22 protein-coding genes are annotated in these 24,437 nt (G+C 69.0%); 11 read left to right on the plus strand and 11 right to left on the minus strand.

The features are described 5' to 3' along the window. Positions 1-18 precede the first annotated feature (18 nt). The 4 genes from ACZ67T_RS16695 to ACZ67T_RS16710 form a co-directional block, all read right to left on the minus strand. Positions 19-528, minus strand: a complete 510-nt coding sequence (locus ACZ67T_RS16695) for a MarR family winged helix-turn-helix transcriptional regulator (RefSeq protein ID WP_469984656.1) — start codon at positions 526-528, stop codon at positions 19-21. Beyond that, positions 528-2,339 (minus strand): MFS transporter, encoded by a 1,812-nt coding sequence (locus tag ACZ67T_RS16700; RefSeq protein WP_469984658.1) that lies wholly within the window; start codon positions 2,337-2,339, stop codon positions 528-530. The genes ACZ67T_RS16695 and ACZ67T_RS16700 overlap by 1 nt, the downstream gene beginning before the upstream one ends. Positions 2,340-2,998: 659 nt before the next feature. Continuing rightward, entirely contained in the window at positions 2,999-4,609 is a 1,611-nt protein-coding gene (locus ACZ67T_RS16705; RefSeq protein ID WP_469984659.1) for an APC family permease, read from the minus strand. An 83-nt stretch (positions 4,610-4,692) separates the two neighbouring features. Beyond that, positions 4,693-4,953, minus strand: a complete 261-nt coding sequence (locus tag ACZ67T_RS16710) for a DUF5302 domain-containing protein (RefSeq protein WP_469984661.1) — start codon at positions 4,951-4,953, stop codon at positions 4,693-4,695. 589 nt (positions 4,954-5,542) lie between these two features. Between ACZ67T_RS16710 and ACZ67T_RS16715 the strand changes: the two genes are divergently transcribed. Genes ACZ67T_RS16715 through ACZ67T_RS16725 form a run of 3 tightly spaced genes read left to right on the plus strand, consistent with a single transcriptional unit; the run spans position 5,543 to position 10,600 of the window. Next, positions 5,543-6,484, plus strand: a complete 942-nt coding sequence (locus ACZ67T_RS16715; protein WP_469984662.1) for an ABC transporter ATP-binding protein — start codon at positions 5,543-5,545, stop codon at positions 6,482-6,484. Next, positions 6,481-7,839, plus strand: coding sequence for an ABC transporter permease (locus ACZ67T_RS16720; protein ID WP_469984663.1), 1,359 nt, complete (start codon positions 6,481-6,483; stop codon positions 7,837-7,839). Before ACZ67T_RS16715 ends, ACZ67T_RS16720 begins: the two co-directional genes overlap by 4 nt. Positions 7,840-7,843: 4 nt before the next feature. Then, positions 7,844-10,600 (plus strand): alkaline phosphatase family protein, encoded by a 2,757-nt coding sequence (locus tag ACZ67T_RS16725; RefSeq protein ID WP_469984665.1) that lies wholly within the window; start codon positions 7,844-7,846, stop codon positions 10,598-10,600. A 97-nt stretch (positions 10,601-10,697) separates the two neighbouring features. On the opposite strand, the gene ACZ67T_RS16730 is transcribed toward ACZ67T_RS16725, so the two are convergent. Then, positions 10,698-12,137 (minus strand): purine-cytosine permease family protein, encoded by a 1,440-nt coding sequence (locus tag ACZ67T_RS16730; protein WP_469984666.1) that lies wholly within the window; start codon positions 12,135-12,137, stop codon positions 10,698-10,700. A 315-nt stretch (positions 12,138-12,452) separates the two neighbouring features. Between ACZ67T_RS16730 and ACZ67T_RS16735 the strand changes: the two genes are divergently transcribed. Both ACZ67T_RS16735 and ACZ67T_RS16740 read left to right on the plus strand, forming a co-directional pair. Then, on the plus strand, positions 12,453-12,863 hold the full coding sequence (locus tag ACZ67T_RS16735; protein ID WP_469984668.1) for a VOC family protein: 411 nt from the start codon (positions 12,453-12,455) through the stop codon (positions 12,861-12,863). A gap of 127 nt (positions 12,864-12,990) precedes the next feature. Continuing rightward, complete coding sequence (locus ACZ67T_RS16740) at positions 12,991-13,059, plus strand: hypothetical protein (RefSeq protein WP_469985003.1); 69 nt, start codon at positions 12,991-12,993, stop codon at positions 13,057-13,059. A gap of 133 nt (positions 13,060-13,192) precedes the next feature. On the opposite strand, the gene ACZ67T_RS16745 is transcribed toward ACZ67T_RS16740, so the two are convergent. Continuing rightward, on the minus strand, positions 13,193-13,690 hold the full coding sequence (locus ACZ67T_RS16745) for a lamin tail domain-containing protein (protein ID WP_469984670.1): 498 nt from the start codon (positions 13,688-13,690) through the stop codon (positions 13,193-13,195). Positions 13,691-14,108: 418 nt separating this feature from the next. Between ACZ67T_RS16745 and ACZ67T_RS16750 the strand changes: the two genes are divergently transcribed. Both ACZ67T_RS16750 and ACZ67T_RS16755 read left to right on the plus strand, forming a co-directional pair. Then, a complete protein-coding gene (locus ACZ67T_RS16750; protein ID WP_469984671.1) occupies positions 14,109-14,903 on the plus strand; it encodes an SDR family NAD(P)-dependent oxidoreductase in 795 nt (264 codons plus the stop codon). A 214-nt stretch (positions 14,904-15,117) separates the two neighbouring features. Next, positions 15,118-16,071, plus strand: coding sequence for a DUF5996 family protein (locus tag ACZ67T_RS16755; RefSeq protein ID WP_469984672.1), 954 nt, complete (start codon positions 15,118-15,120; stop codon positions 16,069-16,071). Between the two features lie 70 nt (positions 16,072-16,141). On the opposite strand, the gene ACZ67T_RS16760 is transcribed toward ACZ67T_RS16755, so the two are convergent. Next, positions 16,142-16,684 (minus strand): DUF1707 SHOCT-like domain-containing protein, encoded by a 543-nt coding sequence (locus ACZ67T_RS16760; protein WP_469984673.1) that lies wholly within the window; start codon positions 16,682-16,684, stop codon positions 16,142-16,144. A 152-nt stretch (positions 16,685-16,836) separates the two neighbouring features. Between ACZ67T_RS16760 and ACZ67T_RS16765 the strand changes: the two genes are divergently transcribed. Beyond that, a complete protein-coding gene (locus ACZ67T_RS16765) occupies positions 16,837-17,253 on the plus strand; it encodes a VOC family protein (protein WP_469984675.1) in 417 nt (138 codons plus the stop codon). 41 nt (positions 17,254-17,294) lie between these two features. Here ACZ67T_RS16765 and ACZ67T_RS16770 read toward each other — a convergent pair whose 3' ends face one another. From ACZ67T_RS16770 to ACZ67T_RS16780, 3 genes are all read right to left on the minus strand, one after another. Then, the gene (locus ACZ67T_RS16770) at positions 17,295-17,933 is read right to left on the minus strand and encodes a class I SAM-dependent methyltransferase (RefSeq protein WP_469984677.1); all 639 of its coding nucleotides are present in this window, start codon (positions 17,931-17,933) and stop codon (positions 17,295-17,297) included. A 159-nt stretch (positions 17,934-18,092) separates the two neighbouring features. Beyond that, complete coding sequence (locus ACZ67T_RS16775) at positions 18,093-19,022, minus strand: fumarylacetoacetate hydrolase family protein (RefSeq protein ID WP_469984678.1); 930 nt, start codon at positions 19,020-19,022, stop codon at positions 18,093-18,095. After that, positions 18,997-20,322, minus strand: coding sequence for an MFS transporter (locus ACZ67T_RS16780; RefSeq protein ID WP_469984680.1), 1,326 nt, complete (start codon positions 20,320-20,322; stop codon positions 18,997-18,999). The genes ACZ67T_RS16775 and ACZ67T_RS16780 overlap by 26 nt, the downstream gene beginning before the upstream one ends. Before the next feature lie 226 nt (positions 20,323-20,548). On the opposite strand from ACZ67T_RS16780, the gene ACZ67T_RS16785 reads away from it, so the two are divergent. After that, positions 20,549-21,880, plus strand: coding sequence for an enolase C-terminal domain-like protein (locus ACZ67T_RS16785; protein ID WP_469984682.1), 1,332 nt, complete (start codon positions 20,549-20,551; stop codon positions 21,878-21,880). Between the two features lie 4 nt (positions 21,881-21,884). Beyond that, positions 21,885-22,619, plus strand: a complete 735-nt coding sequence (locus ACZ67T_RS16790; protein WP_469984683.1) for a FadR/GntR family transcriptional regulator — start codon at positions 21,885-21,887, stop codon at positions 22,617-22,619. A 27-nt stretch (positions 22,620-22,646) separates the two neighbouring features. Here the strand turns inward: ACZ67T_RS16790 and ACZ67T_RS16795 are convergent, their stop codons facing one another. Next, on the minus strand, positions 22,647-23,057 hold the full coding sequence (locus ACZ67T_RS16795; RefSeq protein WP_469984684.1) for a hypothetical protein: 411 nt from the start codon (positions 23,055-23,057) through the stop codon (positions 22,647-22,649). A gap of 189 nt (positions 23,058-23,246) precedes the next feature. Here ACZ67T_RS16795 and ACZ67T_RS16800 point away from each other — a divergent pair, with 189 nt between their 5' ends. Next, positions 23,247-24,281, plus strand: coding sequence for an alpha/beta hydrolase (locus tag ACZ67T_RS16800; RefSeq protein WP_469984685.1), 1,035 nt, complete (start codon positions 23,247-23,249; stop codon positions 24,279-24,281). Positions 24,282-24,437: the final 156 nt, after the last annotated feature.

Below are 24,437 nucleotides of genomic sequence, written 5' to 3' on the forward strand. Positions count from 1 at the left end.
TCCGGCCACGAAAGATTCCTAGCGTCGGCTGGTCCTGGGCGGTTCGCCGGGCCGCTGTTCGGTGAGGGCTTCCAGCGCCGGCAGGGCATCGTGCAGCGAGCGCTGCTGGTCGGGGGTGAGCTGGTCGATCCGCTCGGCGAGGCGGGTGGCTGCCTGACGGCGCGTGGATGCCAGGAGCGCCCGGCCCGTGTCGTTGAGGGCGATCAAGGTGGCCCGCTGGTCCTTGGGGTCCGCCTCGCGCTCGATCCATCCGAAGCCGTCGAGGAGGTCCACCATGCGGGAGACGGTGGACAGGGCGATGCCCATGCGCGTGGCGAGGTCGCTGATGCGCAGCGGCCCGTGAGCGGCGAGCGCCGCGAGTGCGGTCAGCCGACTGGGGGTGAGCTGGCTCTGCGTGCCTTTGGCGCGCAGTTCGGGGAGAAGCTGCTGGATCGCGGCACGAAGCTGCTCGGCGAGCTCCGCCGACTGCTCGTGGTCGAAGAGGGAGGTGGGGGAGATGCGGGATGTGGTGGAGGTGGGAGAGGTCATCAGGGCCCCTCGGATCGGGGCGTCGGCGGGGGCGCCTCAGGGAGGGTGGACGTCTGGGGACGAGGGTCGGGCGCCGGGAGCGCAACGGGCTTGGGCAGGGTCCGGTCGTCGTGGATGTAGCGGCCGCCACGCAGCAGAGACGCGATGGCGGCGACGACGCACGCGGCGATCGCGAAGTCGAAGGCCACGGACAGGCCGTCGGCGAACGGCTGGGAGATCAGCTCCGGGAAGAAGCCGCGTCCGGTGAGGTAGTGGGCGTGGCCCGGCGGCAGTTGAGCGAGTACGTGCGGGCCGAGCAGGGTCTGGATCGGGTTGTAACCGAGGAGCGAGGCGAACAGCACGCCGACCGGCGGGAGGGCGGCGACCTTGGCGGCGTCGGCGGCGGGTACCCCCTGGGCGGTCAGACCGTGGTCGAGGGCGGCGGGCAGGGCGGTGGCGAGGCCCGCGATCATCAGGGAGAAGAAGATGCCGATGGAGAGCACCGTGGCCGAGTTCTGGAACGTGGTACTGATCCCGGCACCCACCCCCCGCTGGTCGGGCGGCAGGCTGTTCATGATGGCCGCCCGGTTGGGTGCCGCGAACAGGCCCGTGCCGAGCCCGTTCAGCAGCAGGACGAGGGCGAACATCGGATAACTGAAGTCGACGGGCAGCGCCTGAAGGGCCAGGAAGGTGGCGGCGGCCAGCAGCATTCCCCCGGTGGCGAAGGCCCTGGCCCCGAACCGGTCGGAAGCCCAGCCGGAGAAGGGCCCCGCGACGAGGAACCCGACCGTCAGCGGAAGCATGTAGATGCCGGCCCACAGCGGGGTCTGCTCGAAGCCGTAACCGTGGCGGGGCAGCCAGATGCCCTGCAGCCAGATGATCAGGATGAACATCAGGCCGCCGCGCCCGAGCGCCGCCAGCAGACTGGCCACGTTCCCCGCGGTGAACGCGCGGATCCTGAACAGCGACAGATGGAACATCGGCTCGGGGACCTTGGTCTCCACCACGCAGAAGACGACGAGCACCGCCACGCCACCGGCGATCGCGGCGATCACCCATGGGTCGGCCCAGCCCATGATGTCGCCGCCGTAGGGCTGGATGCCGTAGGTGATGCCGGCCAGTACGGCGATCAGGCCCACGGCGAAGGTGAGGTTGCCCCACCAGTCGAGCCGGGCCCCCGCCCGTACGCCCGTGTCGTGCAGCTTCACGTACGCCCACACGGTGCCGAACAGGCCGAACGGTACGGACACCAGGAACACCAGATGCCAGTTGACGGGGCCGAGCAGACCGCCGAGGACCAGGCCGATGAACGAACCGGTGATGCCCGCCACCTGGTTCAGCCCGAGCGCGAGGCCGCGCTGACGGGCGGGGAAGGCGTCGGTGAGGATGGCGTTGGAGTTCGCCATCAGCATCGCCCCGCCGACGCCTTGCAGGACCCGCATCCCGATCAGCCACAGGGCGCCCGCCGTGCCGTGCATCCAGGTCACCGACAACAGCACCGAGAACACGGTGAACACCGCGAACCCCATGTTGTACATCCGGACCCTGCCGAACATGTCACCGAGGCGGCCGAAACTGACCACCAGCACGGCGGTGACCACCATGTAGCTCATGATCAACCACAGCAGCAGGCTCGTGTTGCCCGGCTGCAGCGGATCCACGCCGATCCCCCGGAAGATGTCCGGCAACGCGATGAGCATGATGGACATATTGATCGTCGCGATCAGCACGCCCAGCGTGGTGTTGGAGAGCGCGATCCACTTGTAACGCGGTCCTGGCTCACGGAAACGGCCCCGCCGCGCGGCGGCCGGCTCAGCGGTTGTCCTTGCCACAGGGCATCACTCCCGCCCGGGAGTTAGTTGCTTGACATCAACCAATCTACTCCCGGCATCCGCCTGCGGCCATGCCATCTGACCTGGGCAAACGGGCCGTCCGACAGGGCTGGGCCATCGACGTGGCCTCCGCTCGTCACCTCCGGGGAAGCGGCCGCTCTCCGCTCCCCCCTCAACGATCGAGGGCGTCGCGAGAAACCCCGCCGGGATCCGGCCGCAGCCGGGAGAGCGTCAGGTCCACCAAGTCCACTGCCACGACCGCGAGTTCAGTTGCCAACGCGACCACCGTCGACCCCGGCGCACCACCGGATGCCCACGCTCAGCCGCATCGCCGAGCAGGGCCCCACCACGGTGAGCGCACGGGCGGTTGCCGAGCACGTCCGCCCCCAGTCGATGGCCGAGACTGTCGCCACCCCGCGCCGGGAAGGGTTCATCACCAGCGCGCCGGACCCCACGGACGGACGTAGGACGCTCATCTCGATCTCGGCCGAGGGGCGCAAGACCCTTTCACGCGTCCCCGCGGACCGCGAGGCGTGGCTGGAAGCCGCCACCGAGGAACACGTCTTCCCCGCCGACCGCCGGATACTGGCCAAGGCCGCGGCGATCATGGAACGTCTCGCCGATTTCCTGAGACCGGGCCGGTGGCGTCGCGGCCGCCCTCAGAACGCCCGCTCGTCTGACGGATCCGTACGGAGATGGGCTGCGCCCGAACGCACCGCCCATACGAAGACCGCGAGCGCCAGGACGCCGACCACGACGGAGTCGTACGGGGCCGGCAGATGTCCGGAGCCTCCGAACGTGCCGAGCCATGACAGCAGGGTCAGCGCCGCCAGATGGAAGACGATCCAGGCCCCCTGACGCAGTTCCTCGCGTACGGGATGTCCCGCAGTCCGGCGCCGTTGCAGCAGGTACAGCGGGACTCCGGCCAGGACCAGGGGCAGGGCGAGCCGCAGGTGTTCCCAGCCGGACCAGTAGACGAACTCGGAGGACACGGCGAAGCTGACCGGCGCGATCCACCGCACGCCCGGCACCTGGCCTTCCGCGAGGGGCACTCCGCGTTCGCGGTCGTGAGCCCGGAAGGACGCGACGGCGACCGCCGAGGCCGCGTAGATCAGGAGGTACATGTCCCCCATCACGCTCACGATGTCCTGCCAGCCGCCGAACGGCAGCATGAACAGGATGATGACGACGAGGTTGAGGACCAGGGCGCGGCGCGCGATGCCGGACCGGGGGTCGATACGCATGAAGAACCGGGGCACCAGGCCGTTCTTCGCGAGGGCGTACGTGTGGCGGGCGTCGATGGCGACGCCCACGTAGGCCGAACCGCCCGGGGAGACGACCGCGTCGGCGTAGAGCAGGGTCGCCAGCCAGTGCAGGTTGAGCACCAGGGCGAGCTGGCCGAACGGGGAATCGAAGTTGACGCCCTGCCAGCCGTCCGCGAGGAGTGAGTCGGGCACCGTGTACAGGAACGCGAGTTGGAGTCCGAGGTAGACGAGCACCGCGAGGGCGATGCCGGTGAGCACGGATGCGGGGACGTTGCGGCGCGGATTGCGGGCTTCGCCGGAGAAGTCCAGGGGGGCCTGGAAGCCGTTCACGGAGTACACGATGCCGCCGCCGGCGAGTGCGGCCAGGCACGCGGCGTAGCCGTACGGGGCGAAGCCACCGTGGTCGGTGAGGCGGCCCGAGTGGGTGCCGGACAGGAGGAGCGCGATGATCGTGACCACGGGGACGACGACCTTGAACACCGACACGAGGTTGTTCAGGCGGGCGAACATCCGTACCGCGAACCAGTTCAGCGCGGTGAGCAGCACACTGAGTGCGGAGGCGACGCCCAGGCCCGACGCCGTGAGCTTGCCGCCTTCGTAGAGCCCGGGCACATAGTGGGCGGCGTATTGCATGATCGCGCTGATCTCGGCGGCGGTGCCGCCCACGGAGAGCAGGACGGACCAGCCGACGACCGTGCCGACCAGTCGGCCGCTCGCGTACAGCGGCCACCGGACGGTGCCGCCGCCCTCCGGCCTGGTGGCGCCGAGTTCGACCATGACCAGGGCCACCAGTGCGCAGAGCGCGCCGGCCGCGATCCAGGACAGCAGTGCGGCGGGGCCGGCGGTCTGGGCGGCGTACAGGGCGGCGAACAGCCAGCCCGAGCCGAGGATGTTGGAGAAGCCGATCGCGGTCAGGCCCCAGAAACCGAGCTCCTTGCGGAGCCGGTTCTCCTCGGCGCGGGCGTCCGCATCGCCCACCGTCCCCGCCGGCTGATGCTGCGCCACGTGGCCAACCTCCCAGACGATCACAGACCCAGGGGGCTCAGCGTGCCACGCGGCGCCTCAGCGCCGAAGGAGCTGTGCCGCGCTCAGCCGCCGCTCTTGCGTCGGAACGACTTCTGGCTCGAAGCCGGACCGTGCGCGCCACGGATCTTCGACGCGGTCTTCGCGGCGCCGCCCGCGGCGTCCGTCTGCATGCCGCGCTTACGGTCGAGCGCCTCGCGGAACTTGCGCTTCAGGTCGTACTGGCCCTCCTCATCGGGCGCCAGCGCTTCCGTCTCGGGCGCCGGCCTTTCCGTCTCGGCCTCGGTCGGCTCCGAACCTTCCTGCGATACAGACTCTGCAGCCATGGTGACCTCCTGGGTTCGGGCAATGGAAAGGACAGCTTGTCATGCTCGTCAGTACTTGCGTGCCTGCGCCAGGTGGCGCCGGGCGTCGCCGGTGGACGGTCATGTCGGTACGACGAGTGCGTCGATGACTGTGCCGAAGGCGGTCCGGCCGGGGGTCGGACCGCCTGCACGAGGCGGCCTGCTCGGCTGTCGTCGCGGCCGCCGTGTCGACGAGCCAGGTCGCGGTCCGCAGCAGGCGCTGCCGGTCCGGCCGGGTGACGGCGTGTTCGAGCTTGAGCAGAGGGAGTGGTACCGCTCGTGCTCCCTGCGGGCGCGCGCGACCGCCTACCTGGCCTTCAGCTGCACGTGCTCACGTAGTTCGTCGGTCACGTCCGCGTCTCAGTGCCGGGGGATCAGCGTGGCGCAGACAATGGATGACTTGACGTCAACTCACCCTGAGCAGCGGGTCGTTCGACTTGTCGACCGTTACCGGCCAGGCATCGGCGTGATGGATTCCGGTCGTCTCCCGTTCTCTGAACGTCAAGGATCCGTCCCCGCCTGCGTCGCATGCCGTCCCTAAGGTCCTCGGAGGTTTCCAGGGAAGGCGCTCATGGACGAAAGCCTCGCTATACGGGCTCGTGGGATCACCAGATGTTTCGGCGACGTCATCGCGCTGGACGACATCGATCTGGATGTGGCGCAGGGGCAGATCCACGGCCTGGTCGGACCGAACGGCGCCGGGAAGACGACGCTGCTCGGGCTCCTGCTGGGCCTGGCCGTCGCCGACGGCGGCCAACTGGACATCCTGGGTACGCCCATCGGGCGGGCGCTGGCCGCTCCCGAGGGTGTCGCCGGCTTCGTGGACGGTCCCGGTCTCTACCCCTCGCTCACCGCCAGGCAGAACCTGGCCGCGCTGGCCGCCCTGCGCGGCGTCGACGCACGGGCGTCGGGGATCGGCGACGTACTCGAACAGGTCGGGCTCACCGATGTCGCCGACGACCGTGCCCGCGGCTTCTCCCTCGGCATGCGTCAACGGCTCGGGCTCGCCGCGGCCCTGCTCACCAAGCCCCGGCTGCTCGTGCTCGACGAGCCGTCCAACGGACTCGACCCGGCAGGGAAGAAGCACGTACACGGTGTCCTGGCCCGGCTCGCGACGGAGGGCACCAGCGTCGTGCTGTCGAGCCACCGCATGGACGACCTCGAGGCGCTGTGCTCGGAGGTCACCATCCTCGCCACCGGACGGATCGTCTTCTCCGGCCCGCTGAGCAAGCTGGCCGCCGAGAACAGCGAGCTCGATTACCGGCTGCTGACCTCCGACCCCCATACCGCGCGCCGGCTCGCGGCGGACACCCGTGGGATCCGCGTCGTCGACAACGCCGTCGGACGGCACGACACCGAGGCGCTCGTCGTGCGCGCGCTGGTGCCCGCCCTCGACGAGCTGGTGGTGCGGCTCGTGCACGCGGACATCGCGCTGCGCGAGCTCGCGCCCGTGGTGTCGCCGCTCGAAGCGGCGTTCCTCGCCCTCACCGAGCAGCAGGAGAACAGCAGATGACCGCAACCATCGCCGCCGGCCCCGCCGCCGCTGCCGCCGCCCGCGTCTCGGTGGCGCGCGGCTACCGCTTCGAGCTCGTCAAGCTCGTCTCGCAATGGCGGATCCGCCTGCTGGTCCTCGCCTGCTGGATCGCGCCCGCGCTCTTCGTCGCAGCGGTGAGCCAGCAGAGCTCGCTCCCCGTCGACACGCTCTTCGGTCGCTGGATGCACGCCACGGGATGGGCCGGATCGCTGGTGGTGCTCGGTTTCTCGGGTACCTGGGCGCTCCCGCTGCTGACTTCGGTGGTCGCCGGTGACGTGTTCGCCTCCGAGGACCGGCTGGGCACCTGGCGCCATCTGCTCGTGGCGGTCCGCTCGCCCCGGCGGATCTTCGCGGCGAAGGCACTGGCCAGCCTCACCGTCATCCTGCTGCTCGTCGCCGGGCTGGCCTGTTCCAGCGCGGCCGGTGGGGTCGTGGCGGTCGGCAACCAGCCGCTGGTCGGTCTCGACGGCCACCTCCTGTCTCCGGGAGACGCGGCCGTCCAGGTCCTGCTCGCCTGGGTCTGCGTACTCGCCCCGACCCTGGCCTTCGCCGCGATCGGACTGCTCGGTTCCGTCGCGCTCGGGCGCTCCCCGATGGGGCTCCTGCTGCCCATGCTCGTCGCGCTCACGATGCAGCTCGCCCAGATGCTGCCGCTCCCCGTCGGCGTGCGCCTGGCCCTGCCCAGCTACGCCTTCATCGCCTGGAACGGTCTGTTCACCGGCCCGGCACAGCTCGGTCCGCTGCTCGTTGGCATCGTTGTCAGCCTGGTGTGGGCTCTGACCGCGACGGCGCTGGCCCATGTCCTTTTCCTGAAGCGGGACTTCACCAATCCGACCCACGACGGCTCGGGACGCCGCGCCATCACGGTCGGAGCCCTGCCACTCGTCGGGCTTCTCGTCCTGACGGCCGTCGTCGTCGCCCCGGCGACCTCGGCCACGGGCTCCGGGATCGAGCAGGCCAAGGTGCAGCGCTCGGTCGCCACGGCATTCGCCCATCTCTACCGCCTGCAGACCGAGCAGCTCAACCGCCCCGACGTCACCGAAGCGCAGCTCAAGGCGAGCGCGGCGTGCACCAAGGGCAGCTCCAGGGTCGCGGCCGAAGGGCCGGGCAACGACTGGCGCTGCGTCGTGTCCTGGCATCTCCCCGACGTCGAGGCCACCGGGTCGGCCATCTACCAGCTCGACGTCACCGCTGACGGGCGGTTCATGGCCGATGGCGATGGACCGAAGGAAGTGAACGGCTACTTCCTGGTGCGGACCCCGACCGGGGACGGACCGAACCCGCTCTGGCAGTTCGACGGCAACGTCGAGCTGTTCTCTACCTCGAAGGGATAAGTCCATGCAGGTCACACGCCGTCGCAGGCGTGCCGCGAAGGCCCGTTCCGGTCTTCTCGGCAGACGCATCGGCCGCCGCATACCTCTGGCCACGGCCGGCATCTCGGCTCTCGCCCTCGCCGCCGCCGGCACCGCTTTCGCCCAGACGCACCAGTTCGGCACCGACCAGGTCGGCCAGAACACGCGTCAGGGCCAGGTCATCTCCAGCGATCAGTACATCGCCCCGTACGGCGACCGTCTGGTCGTCAACAACGGCAAGATCATGTCGTCCTCGGTCAGCCCGGACGGCACCCACCTCGCGGCCTCGGTCACCGACGGCGGTATGGCCCTTTCCATCGTGGACCTCAAGAGCTGGAAGGTGCAGCAGCTCGTCGGCAACTCCGCGTCGGCCGACCTGCGGATCAGCGGCAACGACGTGGGCCAGGAAGGCCCCACGTACTCGCCCGACGGTTCGCAGCTGTGGCTGGGCCAGATCGACGGATACACCAGATTCACCGTCAACGCGGACGGCAGCGTCGCCGACCCGACCTCCGTGAAGATCCCGGCGGACGGACCCAAGCACGCGCTGGTGGGCGAGCCCGTGTTCTCGTCCGACGGCTCCACCGTGTACTCGGCGGTCAACGGCCAGAACCGCGTCGTCGCCATCGACGCGGCGACCGGCGCCATCGAGCAGAGCTGGTCCGTGGGCAATGCCCCGCGTGACATGGCCGAGGTCGGCACCAAGCTCTACGTGAGCAACGAGGGCGGGCGTCCCGCGAAGCCCGGCGACACCACGATCAACTCCTACAACACCCAGGTGCCCGCGGACCCGGTGACCGCCTCCACCACCACCGGCACGGTCAGCGTCATCGACCTGGCGAACCCGGATGCCGCCGTGTCGAGCATCAACGTCGGTCTGCACCCGACCGCACTGTACGCCAAGAAGAACGCGCTGTTCGTCACCAACACCGCCACCAACGACGTGTCGGTCATCGACACGACCAAGAACAAGGTCGTGCAGACCGTCGCCACCCAGCCCTGGCCGGAGTCCTCGGTCGGCTACGAGCCCGACGCGGTGACGCTCACCGACGACGGCCATCTGCTGGTGACCCTCGGCCGCGCCAACGCGGTCGCCGTCTACCGGTACACGACCCCGCAGGAGCCGGTCAGCTACGTCGGCCTGCTCCCGACGGACTACTTCCCCGCCGAGATCGCCACCGTCGGCAAGCAGGTGGTCGTCTCCAACACCCGTGGAATCGACGCCCGCCGCCCCACCGCCGGCGGTGGGCACGCCACCCACGACACGACGTCGAGCGTGCAGCGGTTCACCCTGCCGAACGACCGTGTCATCAAGTCGCAGACGGCCAAGGTCTTCCAGCAGAACGGCTGGACCCGCGGCTCGGTCACGCTGGCCCACGGCAAGGACAAGAAGAAGCCGGTGCCGGTCCCGGAGCGGCTCGGAGACCCGTCGACGATCAAGCACGTGTTCCTGATCGTCAAGGAGAACCGGACCTACGACCAGGTCCTCGGCGACGTCCCGGAGGGCAACGGCGACCCGTCGCTGGCGCAGTTCGGCGAGAACGTGACGCCGAACCAGCACGCCCTGGCCAAGCAGTTCGGCCTGTACGACAACACGTACGACATCGGTACGAACTCCGCTGAGGGCCACAACTGGCTGATGCAGGCCGACGACCCGGAGTACACCGAGTCCTCGGCCGGTGAGTACGCGCGCAGCTACGACACCGAGGACGACGCGCTCGGTCACCAGCGGACCGGCTTCATCTGGACCGGCGCCCAGGCTGCCGGGAAGTCCGTACGGGACTTCGGCGAGTTCCAGCAGTTCCTCACCAAGCCGGCGGACGCGAGCTGGCAGAACCTCTACTGCGACTCCAAGAACATGGGCGCGACCGGTCAGGACACCGCCTACCCCCTGATGTCCTCCTCGCCCATCCCGTCCCTCAACTCCGTTTCGGTGCACGGGTTCCCGAAGTTCGACACGAGCGTCCCGGACATCTACCGGTCCGAGATCTGGAAGCGTGACTTCGAGAAGAACGGGCCGGCCAACCTGAACATGTTCTGGCTGTCCAGCGACCACACCGGCGGTCCGGCGAACGCCGCCGCCCAGGTCGCGGACAACGACCTGGCGGTCGGCAGGATGGTCGACGAGATCTCGCACAGCAAGTACTGGAAGGACTCGGCGATCTTCGTTGTCGAGGACGACTCCCAGGCCGGCCTCGACCACGTCGACGGCCACCGCGCCCCGATCCAGATCATCAGCCCCTGGGCCAGGCACGGCGTCGTCGACAGCCACTACTACTCGCAGATCACGATGATCCGCACCATCGAGCAGATCCTCGGGGTCCACCCGATGAACCAGAAGGACAGCGCGGCCAGCCCGATGCGTGGGGCGTTCACCCAGAAGGCGGACCTCACGCCCTTCACCACGCTGCCCAACCGGACCTCCCTCACCGGCGGCCTGAAGACCCCGCCCTCCTGCGGCCTGGACACCCCTGCGCCGCAGAACCCCAATGCCGCGGCGGCGCCGTCGGCGAAGGTGCCCGCGGACAAGCAGAAGCTCGCGGCGCAGTGGGACGCCTGGAAGGCGCAGCAGCGGCTGACCGGGCGCGACGCCAAGCCCGACTTCGCGAACCCCGCGCAGATGAACCACTTCACGTGGTACCAGACGCACGAGTGGTCGAAGCCGTACCCCGGCGAGAACAAGATCTTCGCCCCGAAGGACGTGCCGGGCGCCTACATCCCGTCGCCGGAATCCGACGGCTGACGTAGTCGCAGCGCGGATCCCAGGTCGTAGATCCGAGAAGGGCCCCTGCCCGGCATCGACGCCGGGCGGGGGCCCTTCTGCCGATTCGTGTCCTGTTTCAGCCCGAGCGCCGCTGACGAAGCATCAGTCCCGCGTAGATCAAGGCGCCCAGGGACATCCCGACGACTGCGGACAGGTCGGCGCCGCCGAGGGCGGCTGCGATCGGGCCGGTGTAGATGGCCGTGTTGGCGCACAGGAGCGCCGCCCCGATGCCGATGGCCACCGCGGCGGCTCCGGCCGGATTCACTCCGTGCCAGTACCAGAAGCGGCTGGTGGGGGTCTGGTTCTGCAACGCGACTCCGTCGTAGCGGTTGCGGCGCAGGAAGATGTCCACGGCGTAGATCGCGAACCCGGGGCCGAGGAACGCGACGGAGAGTTCCAGACCGCTGTTCATGGTGTCGAGGAAGTCGGACACGAACAGGGAGTAGAAGGTGAGGCCGAGCGCGATGGAGGCGTCGAAGATGACGGTGAACGCGCGGCTCCAGGGGATCCCGCCGGATTGAAGGGCCAGGCCGCCGCTGTATGCGGTGAGTACGTTGTTCGTGATCGAGCCGAAGATGACGACCAGCAGGAAGACCGGATAGAACCAACCGGGCATGACCGCCCTCAGTGACGTCTGCGCGTCGGTCATGTCCACCGCCGTCCCGGCCAGGACACCGAGTCCGCTGAGCAGGACGGCCGGCACGAATCCGCCGACGGCCGTCCACCAGCACACCGCCTTGCGGGAGGTGTCGGCGGGCAGATAACGGGCGTAGTCCGCGCCGCTGCTCCATGACAGAGGGCCGCCCACCATGATCGTGAATCCCGAGGCGAGGAGCACCCACAGCTCGTGGCCGTGGACCGCGGTGGCAGCAGGCGTCCGGTAGCCCCAGTCCGTGTGGCGCAGCACGTAGTACGCCAGGACCAGGACGCAGGCGGTCAGCGCCCAGGTGAACCAGATGCTGCACCGCAGGATGGTGGCGTGCCCGTACACGCTGATGGAGAACGTCACGACAGCGGTGACCAGCACGATCGCGACCTTGACCGGGGTGTTCGCGTGGATACCCAACTGCTCGACCAGTGCGAATCCGGCGAGGGACCCCAGGGCCAGGCTGATCGCCTCGTAGGCGACCGCGATGGTCCACCCGAGCGTCACGTTGAGGAATCTGTTGCCGCGGACGCCGAACATCGCCCGCGTCACCACCCAGCTCGGCGTTCCGGAGCTGGGGCCGCTGATCGCGAGGTACCCCACTCCCGCCCAGAAGAGGTTGCCGGCCACGATCACCGCGAAGGACTGCCAGATGTCGAGGCCGAGCAGCACCATCGCGCCGCCCAGCACGATGTACAGGTAGCTCATGTTGGAGGCCGCCCACACCGTGCACAGGGAACGTGGCCGACCATGGCGATCGGAGTCCGGGATGTGGTCGACACCGTGGGTCTCCACATGACCGGTGCGGTCGGTGACCGGCTCGCCCCGCTCGGGCCCCTCGCGGGTGCCGCCAGTTGCCCTGAACGCCATCCTGACCTCCGGAAACCCACGATTGGGATGCGCACCAGTTGCTTGTCGGGGTGGGCATCAAGAGCATTCCAGGTCATCACGTGAACCTCACGGACCGGACGACGCCGCTTGCACCCCCGGCGAGCGGCGCGCGGGGATGTCGCGCGCCGCGAGCGTGATCGCCGTGGGCGAGGGGCCTGGACCAGCTGACGGCGAAACGGGTCGCCCAGGAAGACCTACGGCCTGCGCCGGATGGGCGGATGATCGCCTGCTCGCTAGGCTCCGCGTACGACCCGCCAATCGACCAGAGGTCCTCACCGATCAGGAGTTGACACGATGCCGGCCAACGCCGCGGCTCATGTACGCATCGCCCGTCCGTCGCGCGACCTCGAAGCGGCGGAAGTCTTCTGGATCTCGGGACTCGGCCTCGACGTCCTCTACCGGCACACGTCGGACGGCACTCCTGACGATCACTCACTTCTCATGGCCGGCTGGCCGGATGCGGCCTGGCACCTGGAACTCGTCAACGATCCCGCCGCACCCATGGAGCCGCGGCCGACCGCCGAGGATCTACTGGTGATCTACCTCGGCGAAGCGGTCCCGGACTCCCTCGTGGAACGCCTCGAACAGCACGGCGGCAAACGGGTCCCGGCGCACAACCCCTACTGGGACACGTGGGGAGTGACGATCCAGGACCCGGACGGCTACATACTGGTGCTGTCCACCCGCGACTGGTCCAACTCCTAGCGCTCGCGTCCGGTCGGGCGAGGACGGACAGGAGCGGGGCAACGACGCCGGTGGCCGAGGCGATGCCGACCGTGGCCGAACCGGTGGACAGGAACTCATCGTCGGTGGCGGTGGCGCGTTCAAGCAGGTGCTTCAGGACTCCGGTGTCGGTGACGCCATCGCCTCCGCAGCCGACGGGGAGCCCACCTCGACGTGATCGTGCCGGGCCGGCTGACGGCCCTGCTCCTGACAGAGGGGGCGTCCCGCAGACCGTGCTGCGGAACGCCCCCTCCTGAGGCGGGTCATCGCTGCCCGCGGGCTGGGAGTCCCGCGGGCAGGTTCAGATCAGGTCAGCGATGGCCGCCGCCGTGGCCGCGGCCGTCGCGGTGGCCGCCCCAGGACAGGGTGTCGACCCTCCGGTTGTGGTCGTCGCGCAGGGTGGCGGTGTCGGAGCGGTTGTCCCACACATACCTGCGACGGTCCTGGTACACATCACGGCCGCTGTCGCGTCCGACACCGGTGTGGACGCGGACCGTCGCGCGGCCCGCCAGGCGGTAGTGGTGGAAGGTGTAGGTGCGGCCGTCCCTGGCCGACAGCGTCCAACCGTCGAGGTTCACCGCGTGGCGGGACGTGTTGGTGACATCGATCCACTCCTTGTTGAGGGAGCGGTTGGTGCCGTTGTCCCAGCCCGGGGAGTCGTACTGTGCGCCGGAGATCTCGACGCGGTCGCGGTGCGGGCGGCCGGCGGCGTCGGCCGATGCCGACGCGGCGAACGATCCGACCAGCGCGCCGGCCGCGAGAGCGGCGGCAGCCGTACGGCGGGCAGCAACTGACATGAAAGCGGACATGAATGCCCCTCCACTTTGTACTGCAGACCCGTGTACCGGCGTGGTGCGCCGCAGGTCTGCTCTGTGCGGGTCCCGGCCCGATGGCCGAGAACGCACAACTTGCCAACAGATCGTCCTGAATGTGTGCACGGCGTGAAGGTGGTTACAAGTCGTCCATATTTCTGTTGCTCTCAGATGCATCGTCCATTTATCCGTCGAAGGCACCAAGTTGACGCCTCGGCCTCTGCCCCGCACGACTCCGGGCCCGGCTTCAACCGCGCCTCGCGGCGCCCCGTCACCCAGAAGCGCGTAACAGCCGTACCGCTCCCCACCCGTTCGGCCCCAATTGCGAGGGTCCGGACATCGCCGGTGGTCTGCGAGCGGGAACAGTCCCGTGACGACCTGCCGATCACCCACCCATGCGAGCAAGGGACAAGACGTGCACCTGGATCTCTCGGGCCGGACCGCTCTGGTGACGGGCTCCACGCAAGGCATCGGAGCCGCGATCGCGGCCGGACTGGCGCGGGCCGGCGCGCGAGTCGGCGTCAACGGACGCGACCAGGGCAGGGTGGAGGCGGCCGTCGAACAGCTCAAAGTAGGCGTGCCGGACGGCGACTTCGTTCCGGTCGCCGCCGACGTCGGTTCCGAGGAGGGCGCTCAAAGCGCCCGGGGAACACTGCCTGACGTGGACATCCTCATCAACAATCTCGGCATCTTCGACGCGAAGAACCCCTTGGACATCACGGACGACGAATGGCGCCGCTACTTCGAGGTGAACGTGCTGTCCGCCGTCCGTCTCACGCGGCTGTACCTGCCGCGGATGACCGAACGCGGCTGGGGGCGCGTCCAGTACATCGCGAGCGACTCCGCGGTGGTGATCCCCGCCGAGATGATCCACTACGGCATGTCGAAGACCGCCCTGCTCGCGGTCAGCCGGGGCTTCGCCAAGCATGCGGCCGGGACCGGTGTCACCGTGAACTGCGTCATGGCCGGCCCTACTCACACCGGCGGTGTCGAAGACTTCGTGTACCAACTCGTCGACCGTGACCTGCCGTGGGACGAGGCACAGCGAGTCTTCATGCGCGAGTACCGCCCGCAGTCCCTGTTGCAGCGCCTGATCGAACCCGAGGAGATCGCCAACATGGTTGTCTACCTGAGCTCCGACCTGGCGTCCGCGACCACGGGCGGCGCGCTGCGGGTCGACGGCGGATACATCGACGCCATCCTCCCGTGAGGCGGCGGCCTACGATCGTGCGGGTCGGGTCGGGTTCTGCCGGATGGGCGACCCTCGCCGCCGAGCAGGCAGCGCCGTGACCCGCATGCGAAAATGGGTGCCGGGTCATAGAAGGCATCCCGGACGGTGTGGGGACGCCGCAAAGGGGATGTCACCCGGCCCCGCTTTCCTCTTGCCGACTTGCCGATCCCGTCGACGGACCGGGAGGCTCTCCATGAGCGAACGACCTACCGAGTGGCCTGAGCTGGTCTACGAAGATCTGGCGCCGATGGTCAGCTACGTCAACCGGCTGGTGCAGGTCGGCGGCAAGTACACCCTGGACGAGCCCTTCGAGGCCGGCTGGGGAAACATCGTTCTCGATGTCACTTCCCGCGGGCTGCGGACACCGGCCCATCGGCGGCAGGGAATGACCTTCGAGGTGCACTACCGGCTCCTCGACGGTGACGTGGTCATCGAGTCCGACCGGGGCTCGGTGACGGTACCCGTGTCCAACGGGTCCCTGGCCGGCTTCTTCACATCGTTCTGCGACGCCGCTGCCGAGCTCGGTGTGCGCCCACCGCGCACGTCATTGATCTGCGAGATCCCTGGTGCCCCGCGAACGTTCGAGGACGATCGGGTCGAACGTATCTGGGACGCGGACGCGGCTCGGCTGATGTGGACGGCGTTCAACCTCGCGGCCGGCGGGCTCGAAACGTGGCAGGCGCCCTTCCAGGGGCATCGCCCACGGGTCGGTGTGATGTGGGGCGGTTTCGATCTGTCCGCCACGCGTCACCGGGCACTTCGAGCCACTCCGGAGGCTGACCGTCCGGCGTTCATGCAGAATGCCGCGCGCGACGAGTACGTGTCGGTCGGGTTCACGTTCGGGGATGCCAAGTCGCCCAACGCCGGTATGTACGCGTACATCTGGCCCCAGCCGGACGGTCTCGAAGGCCGGTCCTGGGGCGTCGACGGCGCGGCCTGGAATCCCGATGCGGGGCTGGCCCTGCTGCCATGGGCCACGCTCAGGGAGATGGCCGATCCGCACCGGGCCGTCGTGGCCTTCGGCGATGCCGTCTACGACGCGGCCGTGGAAACGTCGGGCTGGCCGGCCGACCTGATAGGACCCCGCTGTGACGGCTGGCGCATGAGCACGACACCGCCGGCCGCCGACCACGGCCGGAACCACTGAACCAGCCGTCGCCAGACCGCTTTGGCGCCGGACGGTCGCAGTGCGAGACGGTCGTAGCGCCTGATGGCTCTCAACGCCGCGCGTGGCGAATCTTCAACCGGCCGAACCCCATGGTTCCAGAGATCCGAATCCTCGGCCCGCCCCGGCCGGAGCTCCGCGGCGCCTTGTAGCGCAGGTCCTTCCACCCGGTGTGCAGACCCTCGACGTCGACGATCGCGTCGCGAGGAACCTTGATTCTGGCCCTGCCGGTGCCGACGTGAAGCTCGATGTCGACTGCCGGATGCTCGAAGACCGCCCGGGACAGGTCCAGGCGCACACTTCCGTACGCGGACTCGACCTTGAGATTCCGAGGGACCCGCCATGCTCCGCGCCGCTGGATCCGTCCGCCCAGGGCGCCGATCGTGGACGAGGTGCCCGCATCCTCCTCCGGGAGCGAGGCAAGAGCCGGCCCGAGTTCGCTGTGCGTCTTGGCGGTGAGCACCTGCTGCAGCCGCTCGTCCATCTCCTCATGCGAGAGGTGCCCCTCGGCGTACGCCTCCTGCACACGTTGCACAGCCGCGCTGCGGTCGTCTTCGCTGATCGGGCGTGCCGGGTTTTCCTGCGGGAGATTCACCGTTTCACTCTAGTGTCGGGGATTCCGCTGCCGCCGACGAATCCACTCGTCCAGGGCCCACCCCCGGGAAATCGGTCTGCGCCTATCCCCGTTGAACAGCCGGAACGCGACTAATGTGCACCCCTGACAAAACGTCACGAAAGGAATCCCTCATGGCCTCTCGACTCAACCCGTACATCAGCTTCGCCGGTGACGCCAAACAAGCCATGGAGTTCTACAAGAGCGTCTTCGGCGGCGATCTGTCGATGAACACGTACGGCTCATTCGGCTCCGAGACGCCCCCTGGGTACGCCGACAAGGTCATGCACGGCATGCTCGAGGCTCCGAACGGCTTCACGCTCATGGGTGCGGACAACCCTCCGGGCATGGAGCTCAAGCAGGGGAACAACTTCTCCGTGAGCCTGAGCGGGGACGACGCCGACGAGCTCCGCGGCTACTGGGAGAAGCTGTCCGCCGGCGGCAACGTGGCGGTCCCGCTGGAGAAGCAGATGTGGGGCGACGTGTTCGGCATGTGCAACGACAAGTTCGGCATCACCTGGATGGTGAACATCAACGAGGCCGGCGCCTGACCTGCCGCAGACGGCGGGCGATTCGCGGGCGGTGGTCGGCGTCAGCCGCCCCTACGCATCAGCAGACGCCCCTGGCGGAACCGTTCGCCCTCGCGTGGCTCGCGCAGCATTCGGCCCACCTCGGTGAACCCGGCCTTGGCGGCCGTCTTCGCCAGGTCGTCGATCGGCCACCGGTATGCCGTCACCACCTTGTGGTCGAACTCCGTGACCGGATCGTCCCCGGACTCGAAGAAGGCGAGCAAGAGGTGGCCGCCGGGCGTGAGTACGCGGCGGAACTCGTCGAAGTACGACGGCACGTGCTGCGGTGGCGTGTGGATGACCGAGTACCAGGACACGATGCCGTTCAGCGAGCCGTCGGCCAGGCTCAGGGCGTCCATGGAGCCGACCTCGAACCGCAGGTCCGGGTAGGTCTCGCGGGCCAGATCGATCATCGCCGGCGACAGGTCGACGCCGAAGACATCGAGGCCGAGGTTCCGCAGGTGCGCGGTGACTCGGCCCGGGCCGCAGCCCAGCTCGGCCACGGGCCCGCCGTCGTTCGTCTGCGCGAGTTCGGCGAACGCGGCGAGCACCGCGCGGTCCAGCGGCTGCGTGTCCAGCTCGTTGCGGACGAGTTCGGCGTAGAGGACGGCCACGGCGTCGTAGGCGTTCGCTGTCGCATGGTGGGAGGGAGTCTCAGTCACAAGCGACGAGACTAGAGCCTCGCACTGACAAGTACCCCGTCGATGGACCTCCCCCCTCTCATGGACCCGCGAGTGAGTCAACCCCCTTGTTCCATCGGCAGTTTGACGCATCCAGCCCCTGAGGCCGCCGCCGCACACACGTCGTTCACCGGCCCCCGCTCAGCCCATTCGGTGCGCACGCCGCGTCAGTGGGCGGTCGATCGCTTCGACCAGCCAGTCCAGCTCTGCCTGATCCCCGAGTACGGGATTCGAGAGCTTTCCGACGCCGTCGATGGTGATCTCGACGGCGTCGCCGCCCCGGAGGGTGAAGTCCAGTCCCGGCACGATGCCGGTGCCGGTGGACAGCACCGCCCCGTCGGGGAACGGCTGGGAGCGCCAGAGATGGCCCACCAGCCCCTGCGGCGGACGGTGGAAGGAGGCCGTGGTGGTCGTCGCCTCGTAGGCGACGGCCGCGCCCCGCCGCACCACGAGGGTGATCTTCAGGGCGGTCGCGTCCTCGATCTCCCAGAAGGGCGCTATGCCCGCGGACACCGCCGCGCTTCCGGCGTAGATCTTGGCCTGGGGCAGATAGAGCGGGTTCTCGCCCTCGATCGAACGGGAGCTGACGTCGTCCACGATCACGTAACCGACCGTCTCGCCATGCCGGTTGAGCACGAGGCCGAGTTCGGGCTCGGGGACGTCGAGGTCCGAGTCCTCCCGTACGGCGATCGGCTCGTCGTCGGTCACGACGCGCCACGGCTGGGACTTGAAGAACAGCTCCGGGCGCTCGGCGTCGTAGATCCGCTCGTACACCGACTGCTCGGTGCTCTCCGCCACCCGGGCGTCCCGGGAACGCTCGTACGTGACGCCGGCGGCCCACAGCTCCATCAGGCCGTCGAGCGGCGGGAGCAGCAGGACGTCGCCCACCGGAAGGCCGGGTCCGGCGGAGGCCGCGGTGGCCTCCGTCAGCGTGCGCAGTTCCGCTGCCGGAAGTCGCAGCAGGTCGGCGATGCGCGGCGCGCCTTCGAAGGTGCGGATGGTTCCGGTCCCGTCACTGACTCCGGTGTGTACGGTTCCGGTGTCGTCAGCGAAGCGCACGATGCGCGTCATTTTCGTTCCCCTCCACGGGAGTTCGGGTGGTCTGACCCACCCAGTGGAAACCGGTGGCCACGACGGCCCCGGCGGCGGCGATCGCCGCGATGACATAGAGGCCGCCGGCCCCTGAACCGGTACCCGACTCGACGGCACCCATCACATACGGGCCGACGAAACCGCCGAGGTTGCCGAAGCCGGAGATCAGCGGGATGGTGCCGGCGATCTGGATGCCGGCGAGGATCGTGGGCGGCACCGTCCAGAACACCGGCTGCGCGCCCAGGAAGCCGAAGGCGGCGACACACAGGGCGGCGACCGCCGGCACCGGCGGCAGGAGCACTCCGCCGAGCAGTCCGGCGACGGTCAGTACGAGGGCGAGCCGCAGGGGCCCGCGCCGGTCGCCGGTGCGGTCGGAGTACCAGGGCAGGATCACCACGCCGAGCAGGGCGCACACCCAGGGCAGAGCGGACACGAAGCCGATGCCGACATCGCCGAGACCGTCGATGCGGCCGACCAGCGCGGGCAGCCAGAAGGTGACCCCGTACACGCTGATCTGGATCGCGAAGTAGACGAACATCAGTCGGAGCACCCGGCTGTCGCTGATGATGGCGCGGGCGCGCTGCGGTGAGCGCACGCTCCGGTCCGGGCGGTCCGCGGCGATGCGGTCGATGAGGAGCGCCTTCTCCTCGCTCGTCAGCCAACTCGCCTGTTCCGGGCGGTCGGTGAGGAGCCAGGGGACGGCGATTGCCAGCAGGACGGTGGGCGCGCCCTCCAGGAGGAACATCCACTTCCAGCCGTCGAGCCCGGCCAGGCCGTGGAGCCCGATGAGATAGCCGCCGAGGGGGTTGCCGATGATGCTGGAGATGGCGACGGCAGACTGGAACATCCCGGTCGCCTTGCCGCGGTCGGCGGCCGGGAACCAGTACGTGATGTAGAGGATCACGCCGGGGAAGAAGCCGGCTTCGGCGGCGCCGAGCAGGAAGCGCAACGCGTAGAAGCTGGTGGGGCTGTCGACGAGGGCCATCGCGCAGGACAGCAGGCCCCATACGAACATGAGGGCGGCCAGCCAGCGACGGGCGCCGATCCGGTGCAGAGCGAGGTTGGACGGGACTCCCAGCACGGCGTATCCGACGAAGAAGACGCCTGCGCCGAGGCCGTAGGCGGCGGCGTCGATACCCACGTCCGCCTCGAGGTGGGGTTTCACCAGCGCGACGTTCGTGCGGTCCAGAAAGCTCAGTACGAACATCAAGAAGAGTGGGGGGAGCAAGCGCCGGGACACCTTCCGGCGCACGTTCTCCACGGTGGACACCGTGTTCATCGGACCTCCCTGCGGTCCACGCTGACTCGCGTAGGGGCTGCGGTTGTCTGTCAGATGTCTGGCCTGGGGGCGCCGCAGACATCTGACCAATGGACCGTAGCGATGGCCCAACTGACGGGCAATACCTGGGAACTAACTTGATGATCTCAGCGAAACATCTGGCGAGCACGGCAGACATCTGACATCTTGGCCATCAATCCGCCGGACCACACAGGAGTGACCGCCGATGACTGCTCGTATCGTCGATGTGGAAACGATCGACGTCCGCTTTCCCACGTCCAAGGACCTCGACGGCTCCGACGCGATGAACGACTCGCCGGACTACTCGGCGGCCTACGTGGTGCTGCGCGTGGCCGGCGGCGACAAGGCCACGGGCGTCTCCGAGGGGCACGGCTTCACCTTCACCATCGGCCGCGGCAACGACCTCGCGGTGCAGGCCGCACGGGCGATCGGCGAGCGGGCCGTGGGCATGTCGGTGGCCGAGATCGTCAGCGACCTGGGCGGCTTCTCCCGCCATCTGCTCGGCGACAGTCAGCTGCGCTGGCTCGGCCCCGACAAGGGAGCCATCCACCTCGGCACGGCCGCCGTCGTCAACGCCGCCTGGGATCTGGCCGCCAAGCTGGCGGGCAAGCCGGTGTGGAAGCTGCTCTCCGACTTCTCACCGCAGCAGTTGGTGGATCTGGTGGACTGGCGCTACCTCAAGGACGCGCTGACTCCGGAGGCCGCACTCGACATGCTCGAGTCCAAGGTGCCGGGCCGCGCCGAACGCGAGGCGTATGTGCGCAAGCACGGCTACCCCGCGTACACCACCAGCGCCGGCTGGCTCGGTTACGACGACGCCAAGCTCGCCCGGCTGTGCAAGGAGGCCGTCGCGCAGGGCTGGGACGCGGTCAAGCTCAAGGTCGGCGCCGACCTCAAGGACGACATACGCCGCTGCCGCATCGCCCGCGAGATCATCGGATCCGACCGCAGGCTGATGATCGACGCCAACCAGACCCTCGGCGTGGAGGAGGCGATCGCCTGGGCGGACGCGCTCGCGGAGTTCGACATCTGGTGGTTCGAGGAGCCGACGAGCCCGGACGACATCCTGGGCCACGCTGCCATCGCGCAGCGCATCGCGCCGATCCACGTGGCCACCGGTGAACACGCCCACAACGCCGTGATGTTCAAGCAGTTCCTGCAGAGCAAGGCGATCGGCATCTGCCAGATCGACGCCTGCCGGCTCGGCGGCGTGAACGAGGCGGTCGCCGCCCTGCTGCTCGCCGCCGCGCACGATGTGCCGGTCTGCCCGCACGCGGGCGGCGTCGGCCTGTGCGAGCTGGTGCAGCACCTGTCGATCTTCGACTACGTGGCGGTCAGCGGCTCGATGGAAGACCGCGTCGTGGAGTACGTGGACCACCTCCACGAGCACTTCCACGACCCCGTCCGCATCAGCGGCTCGCGCTACCTGGCGCCCGAGGCTCCGGGCTACAGCGCGCAGATCCGCCGCGAGACGCTGGAGACCTACCGCTACCCCACCGGTCCGGTCTGGGGCCAGGCCGACCGGATGGGATCCTGATCCCATGTCAACGAAGAGGGATGCGGACGGCTTCGGCGAGAGCGGGCACAGTGTCGTCGACGTGGCGATCAGCCGGCTCAAGAAGCGCATCGAATCGGGCGAGTTCGCGCCGGGGCAGCGGCTTCCCCCGGAGACCGCGCTGGCGAACGAGCTGGAGCTGTCCCGTCCCTCTCTCCGCGAGGCCGTACGCGCGCTCGCCATGGCCGGGGTCCTGGAGGTACGGCGCGGTGACGGCACGTTCGTCACGGATCTGCGGCCGGACCGGCTGGTGCGCGCCATCGGCAGCTTCCTCGACCTCGCCAACGACACCGGGCTCGACGAGATGCTGGAGTGCCGCAAGGTCATAGAGCCGAGCGCCACCGCGCTCGCGGCCACGCGGATCGACGCAGCCACCCTCGATGGTCTCCAGCAGCGGATCGAGCGCATGCGCACGCTGAACGACCCGGAGGAGCTGGTCCGCGAAGACCTCGCATTCCATGCCGACATCGTCGCCGCGACGGGCAACCGCACCCTGGAGTCGCTGCTCTCCTCGGTCACCCAGCAGACGGCCAGAGCCCGTATCTGGCGCGCCCTGATCAAGTCGGATGTACTCGCCTGGACCCACGAGCAGCACATGGACATCTACCGCGCGCTGCGCGACCACGACAGCCTCGCCGCCTTCACCGCGGCCAGCCGGCACGTCAACGACGTGGACGCCTGGGTGCGTGACCGCCTGCACGCGGTGCGGGAGCGCTCCTGAGGGCGGGGGACGCCGCCGCTGTTCCTGTCACGCGCGCCCCAGGACGACGAGCGCGACCAGCAGCACCGTGACGGCGGCGCTCATGCCGTGGGCGACGACCGCGGTCAGCGGGAATTTCCGTTCGGCGGTGGCATGGCCCTGCGAATGTCTCCCCCGGCTGGGCAGCCAGCGGAAGAGCATCATGAAACCGAAGGCGGCGACGATCAGAACGACGGCGCAGGCGGCCCAGGCGGAGCCACGCGCGTTGCCGAGGAGGTACGCGGTCCAGGCGGCAAGTCCGGCGACAGCGAGGGCGATGTGGCCGAGGACGAGCCACAGCGGCAGCCGCGTCACGCCCGGCGTGCGCTGTTGCAGCCCGCCGTGGCGGATCCACACCGTGGCCAGATATCCGCCCAGGCTCGCGGTGACCAGCCAGACACACAGCACGGCGACACGCATACGCTCCCCCTCGGCATCCGTTGTCCTTTGACCCAGCACAGCGCACCGCCGGGACGACCGTTCAGACGTCCATTCATCAATTCACTCGTAGGGATGAATATCGGCCTTGTCTCCCCCGTTGAATCAATGTGGTTGGCTGCGTTGCATGGTCCTCAGGCGATCGTTCCGCAGTCCGACGATGGGTGGGTCATGAGTGATCGCCGCGCGCGCTCGGCATCGGAGTCCGGCCGGGCCCCGGCACTCATGCCGGTGCCCCAGTTCGACCCCGAACTGAACCTCGCGCTCCCTGACTTGAACATCGAGCCGAGGCAGCCGCTCACACCGGAGAATCTTGCGGCCCGGCAGAAGCGGGATGCCACGGCCCGGCCCAGGCCGACCGCCGAGGATCTTCGCGCGGGCGGACGTTTCGAGGTGACGGAGTTACGCGTACCGGGACCGCCCGGCGGGCCGGAGGTCACGCTTGTGAGCGCCCGGCCGTCCGGGCTCGTCGGACCGCTGCCGCTGCTCTACTACATGCACGGCGGCGCGATGATCATGGGCAACGCATGGTCCGTGCTGCCCCGGATTCTTCGCGAGTGGGCGCTGCCGCTGAACATGGCCGTGATCTCGGTCGAGTACCGGCTGGCGCCGCGGGCGCGATACCCGGGGCCGCTGGAGGACTGCTGCGCCGGGCTTGTCTGGGCGGCCGAGCACGCGGCCGAGCTGGGCGTCGACCCTGCCCGCATCATCATCGGAGGCAAGAGCGCCGGCGGCGGGCTCGCCGCGGCCCTCGCGCTGCTGGCCCGCGATCGCGGCGGTCCGGAGCCGCTGGGGCAGCTGCTGCTGTGCCCCATGCTCGACGACCGCGGCGGCACCTTCTCCAGTCAGCAGATGTCGGGCCTCGGGCCCTGGGACCTCACCTCGAACGCCACTGCGTGGCAGGCACTGCTCGGTGACCTCTACGGTGCTGAGAACGTGCCCCCGTACGCGGCCCCCTCCCGTGCCACGGACCTGTCACAACTCCCCCCGGCGTATCTCGACGTCGGGTCGGCGGACATGTTCCGGGACGAGGGCGTGGCGTACGCGAACGCGATCTGGCAGGCCGGCGGGCAGGCTGAACTGCACGTATGGCCCGGCGCTTACCACGGCTTCGACAGCGTGGCGCCCACGGCGGCCCTGAGCCGGGACGCACGCGACGCACGCACCCGCTGGCTCCGGCGCCTGCTCGCCGACCGCAGTACCTGAACCTGCGCCTGCGCCTGAGCCCGCGCTCGGAGCTGTGCACGGGCGTCAGGGGAACAAGTCTGCGAGCTTAGAGAGTTGGTATGCCACGGCTCGACCACTATCCAGCGAATGGAACAGAATGTTCCGTTCGGGACGATATCTTGACGGTTCGGGACG

It is taken from the genome of Streptomyces sp. NPDC107517, from assembly GCF_055582645.1.

Bases quoted from the DNA above. Each gene is read 5' to 3' on its own strand.
- ACZ67T_RS16800 (WP_469984685.1), top strand. From the start codon at position 23,247: ATGAGTGATCGCCGCGCGCGCTCGGCATCGGAGTCCGGCCGGGCCCCG.
- ACZ67T_RS16765 (WP_469984675.1), top strand. From the start codon at position 16,837: ATGGCCTCTCGACTCAACCCGTACATCAGCTTCGCCGGTGACGCCAAA.
- ACZ67T_RS16745 (WP_469984670.1), bottom strand. From the start codon at position 13,690: ATGTCCGCTTTCATGTCAGTTGCTGCCCGCCGTACGGCTGCCGCCGCT.
- ACZ67T_RS16725 (WP_469984665.1), top strand. From the start codon at position 7,844: ATGCAGGTCACACGCCGTCGCAGGCGTGCCGCGAAGGCCCGTTCCGGT.
- ACZ67T_RS16710 (WP_469984661.1), bottom strand. From the start codon at position 4,953: ATGGCTGCAGAGTCTGTATCGCAGGAAGGTTCGGAGCCGACCGAGGCC.
- ACZ67T_RS16735 (WP_469984668.1), top strand. From the start codon at position 12,453: ATGCCGGCCAACGCCGCGGCTCATGTACGCATCGCCCGTCCGTCGCGC.
- ACZ67T_RS16755 (WP_469984672.1), top strand. From the start codon at position 15,118: ATGAGCGAACGACCTACCGAGTGGCCTGAGCTGGTCTACGAAGATCTG.
- ACZ67T_RS16715 (WP_469984662.1), top strand. From the start codon at position 5,543: ATGGACGAAAGCCTCGCTATACGGGCTCGTGGGATCACCAGATGTTTC.
- ACZ67T_RS16775 (WP_469984678.1), bottom strand. From the start codon at position 19,022: ATGACGCGCATCGTGCGCTTCGCTGACGACACCGGAACCGTACACACC.
- ACZ67T_RS16720 (WP_469984663.1), top strand. From the start codon at position 6,481: ATGACCGCAACCATCGCCGCCGGCCCCGCCGCCGCTGCCGCCGCCCGC.
- ACZ67T_RS16730 (WP_469984666.1), bottom strand. From the start codon at position 12,137: ATGGCGTTCAGGGCAACTGGCGGCACCCGCGAGGGGCCCGAGCGGGGC.
- ACZ67T_RS16695 (WP_469984656.1), bottom strand. From the start codon at position 528: ATGACCTCTCCCACCTCCACCACATCCCGCATCTCCCCCACCTCCCTC.
- ACZ67T_RS16795 (WP_469984684.1), bottom strand. From the start codon at position 23,057: ATGCGTGTCGCCGTGCTGTGTGTCTGGCTGGTCACCGCGAGCCTGGGC.
- ACZ67T_RS16785 (WP_469984682.1), top strand. From the start codon at position 20,549: ATGACTGCTCGTATCGTCGATGTGGAAACGATCGACGTCCGCTTTCCC.
- ACZ67T_RS16780 (WP_469984680.1), bottom strand. From the start codon at position 20,322: ATGAACACGGTGTCCACCGTGGAGAACGTGCGCCGGAAGGTGTCCCGG.
- ACZ67T_RS16790 (WP_469984683.1), top strand. From the start codon at position 21,885: ATGTCAACGAAGAGGGATGCGGACGGCTTCGGCGAGAGCGGGCACAGT.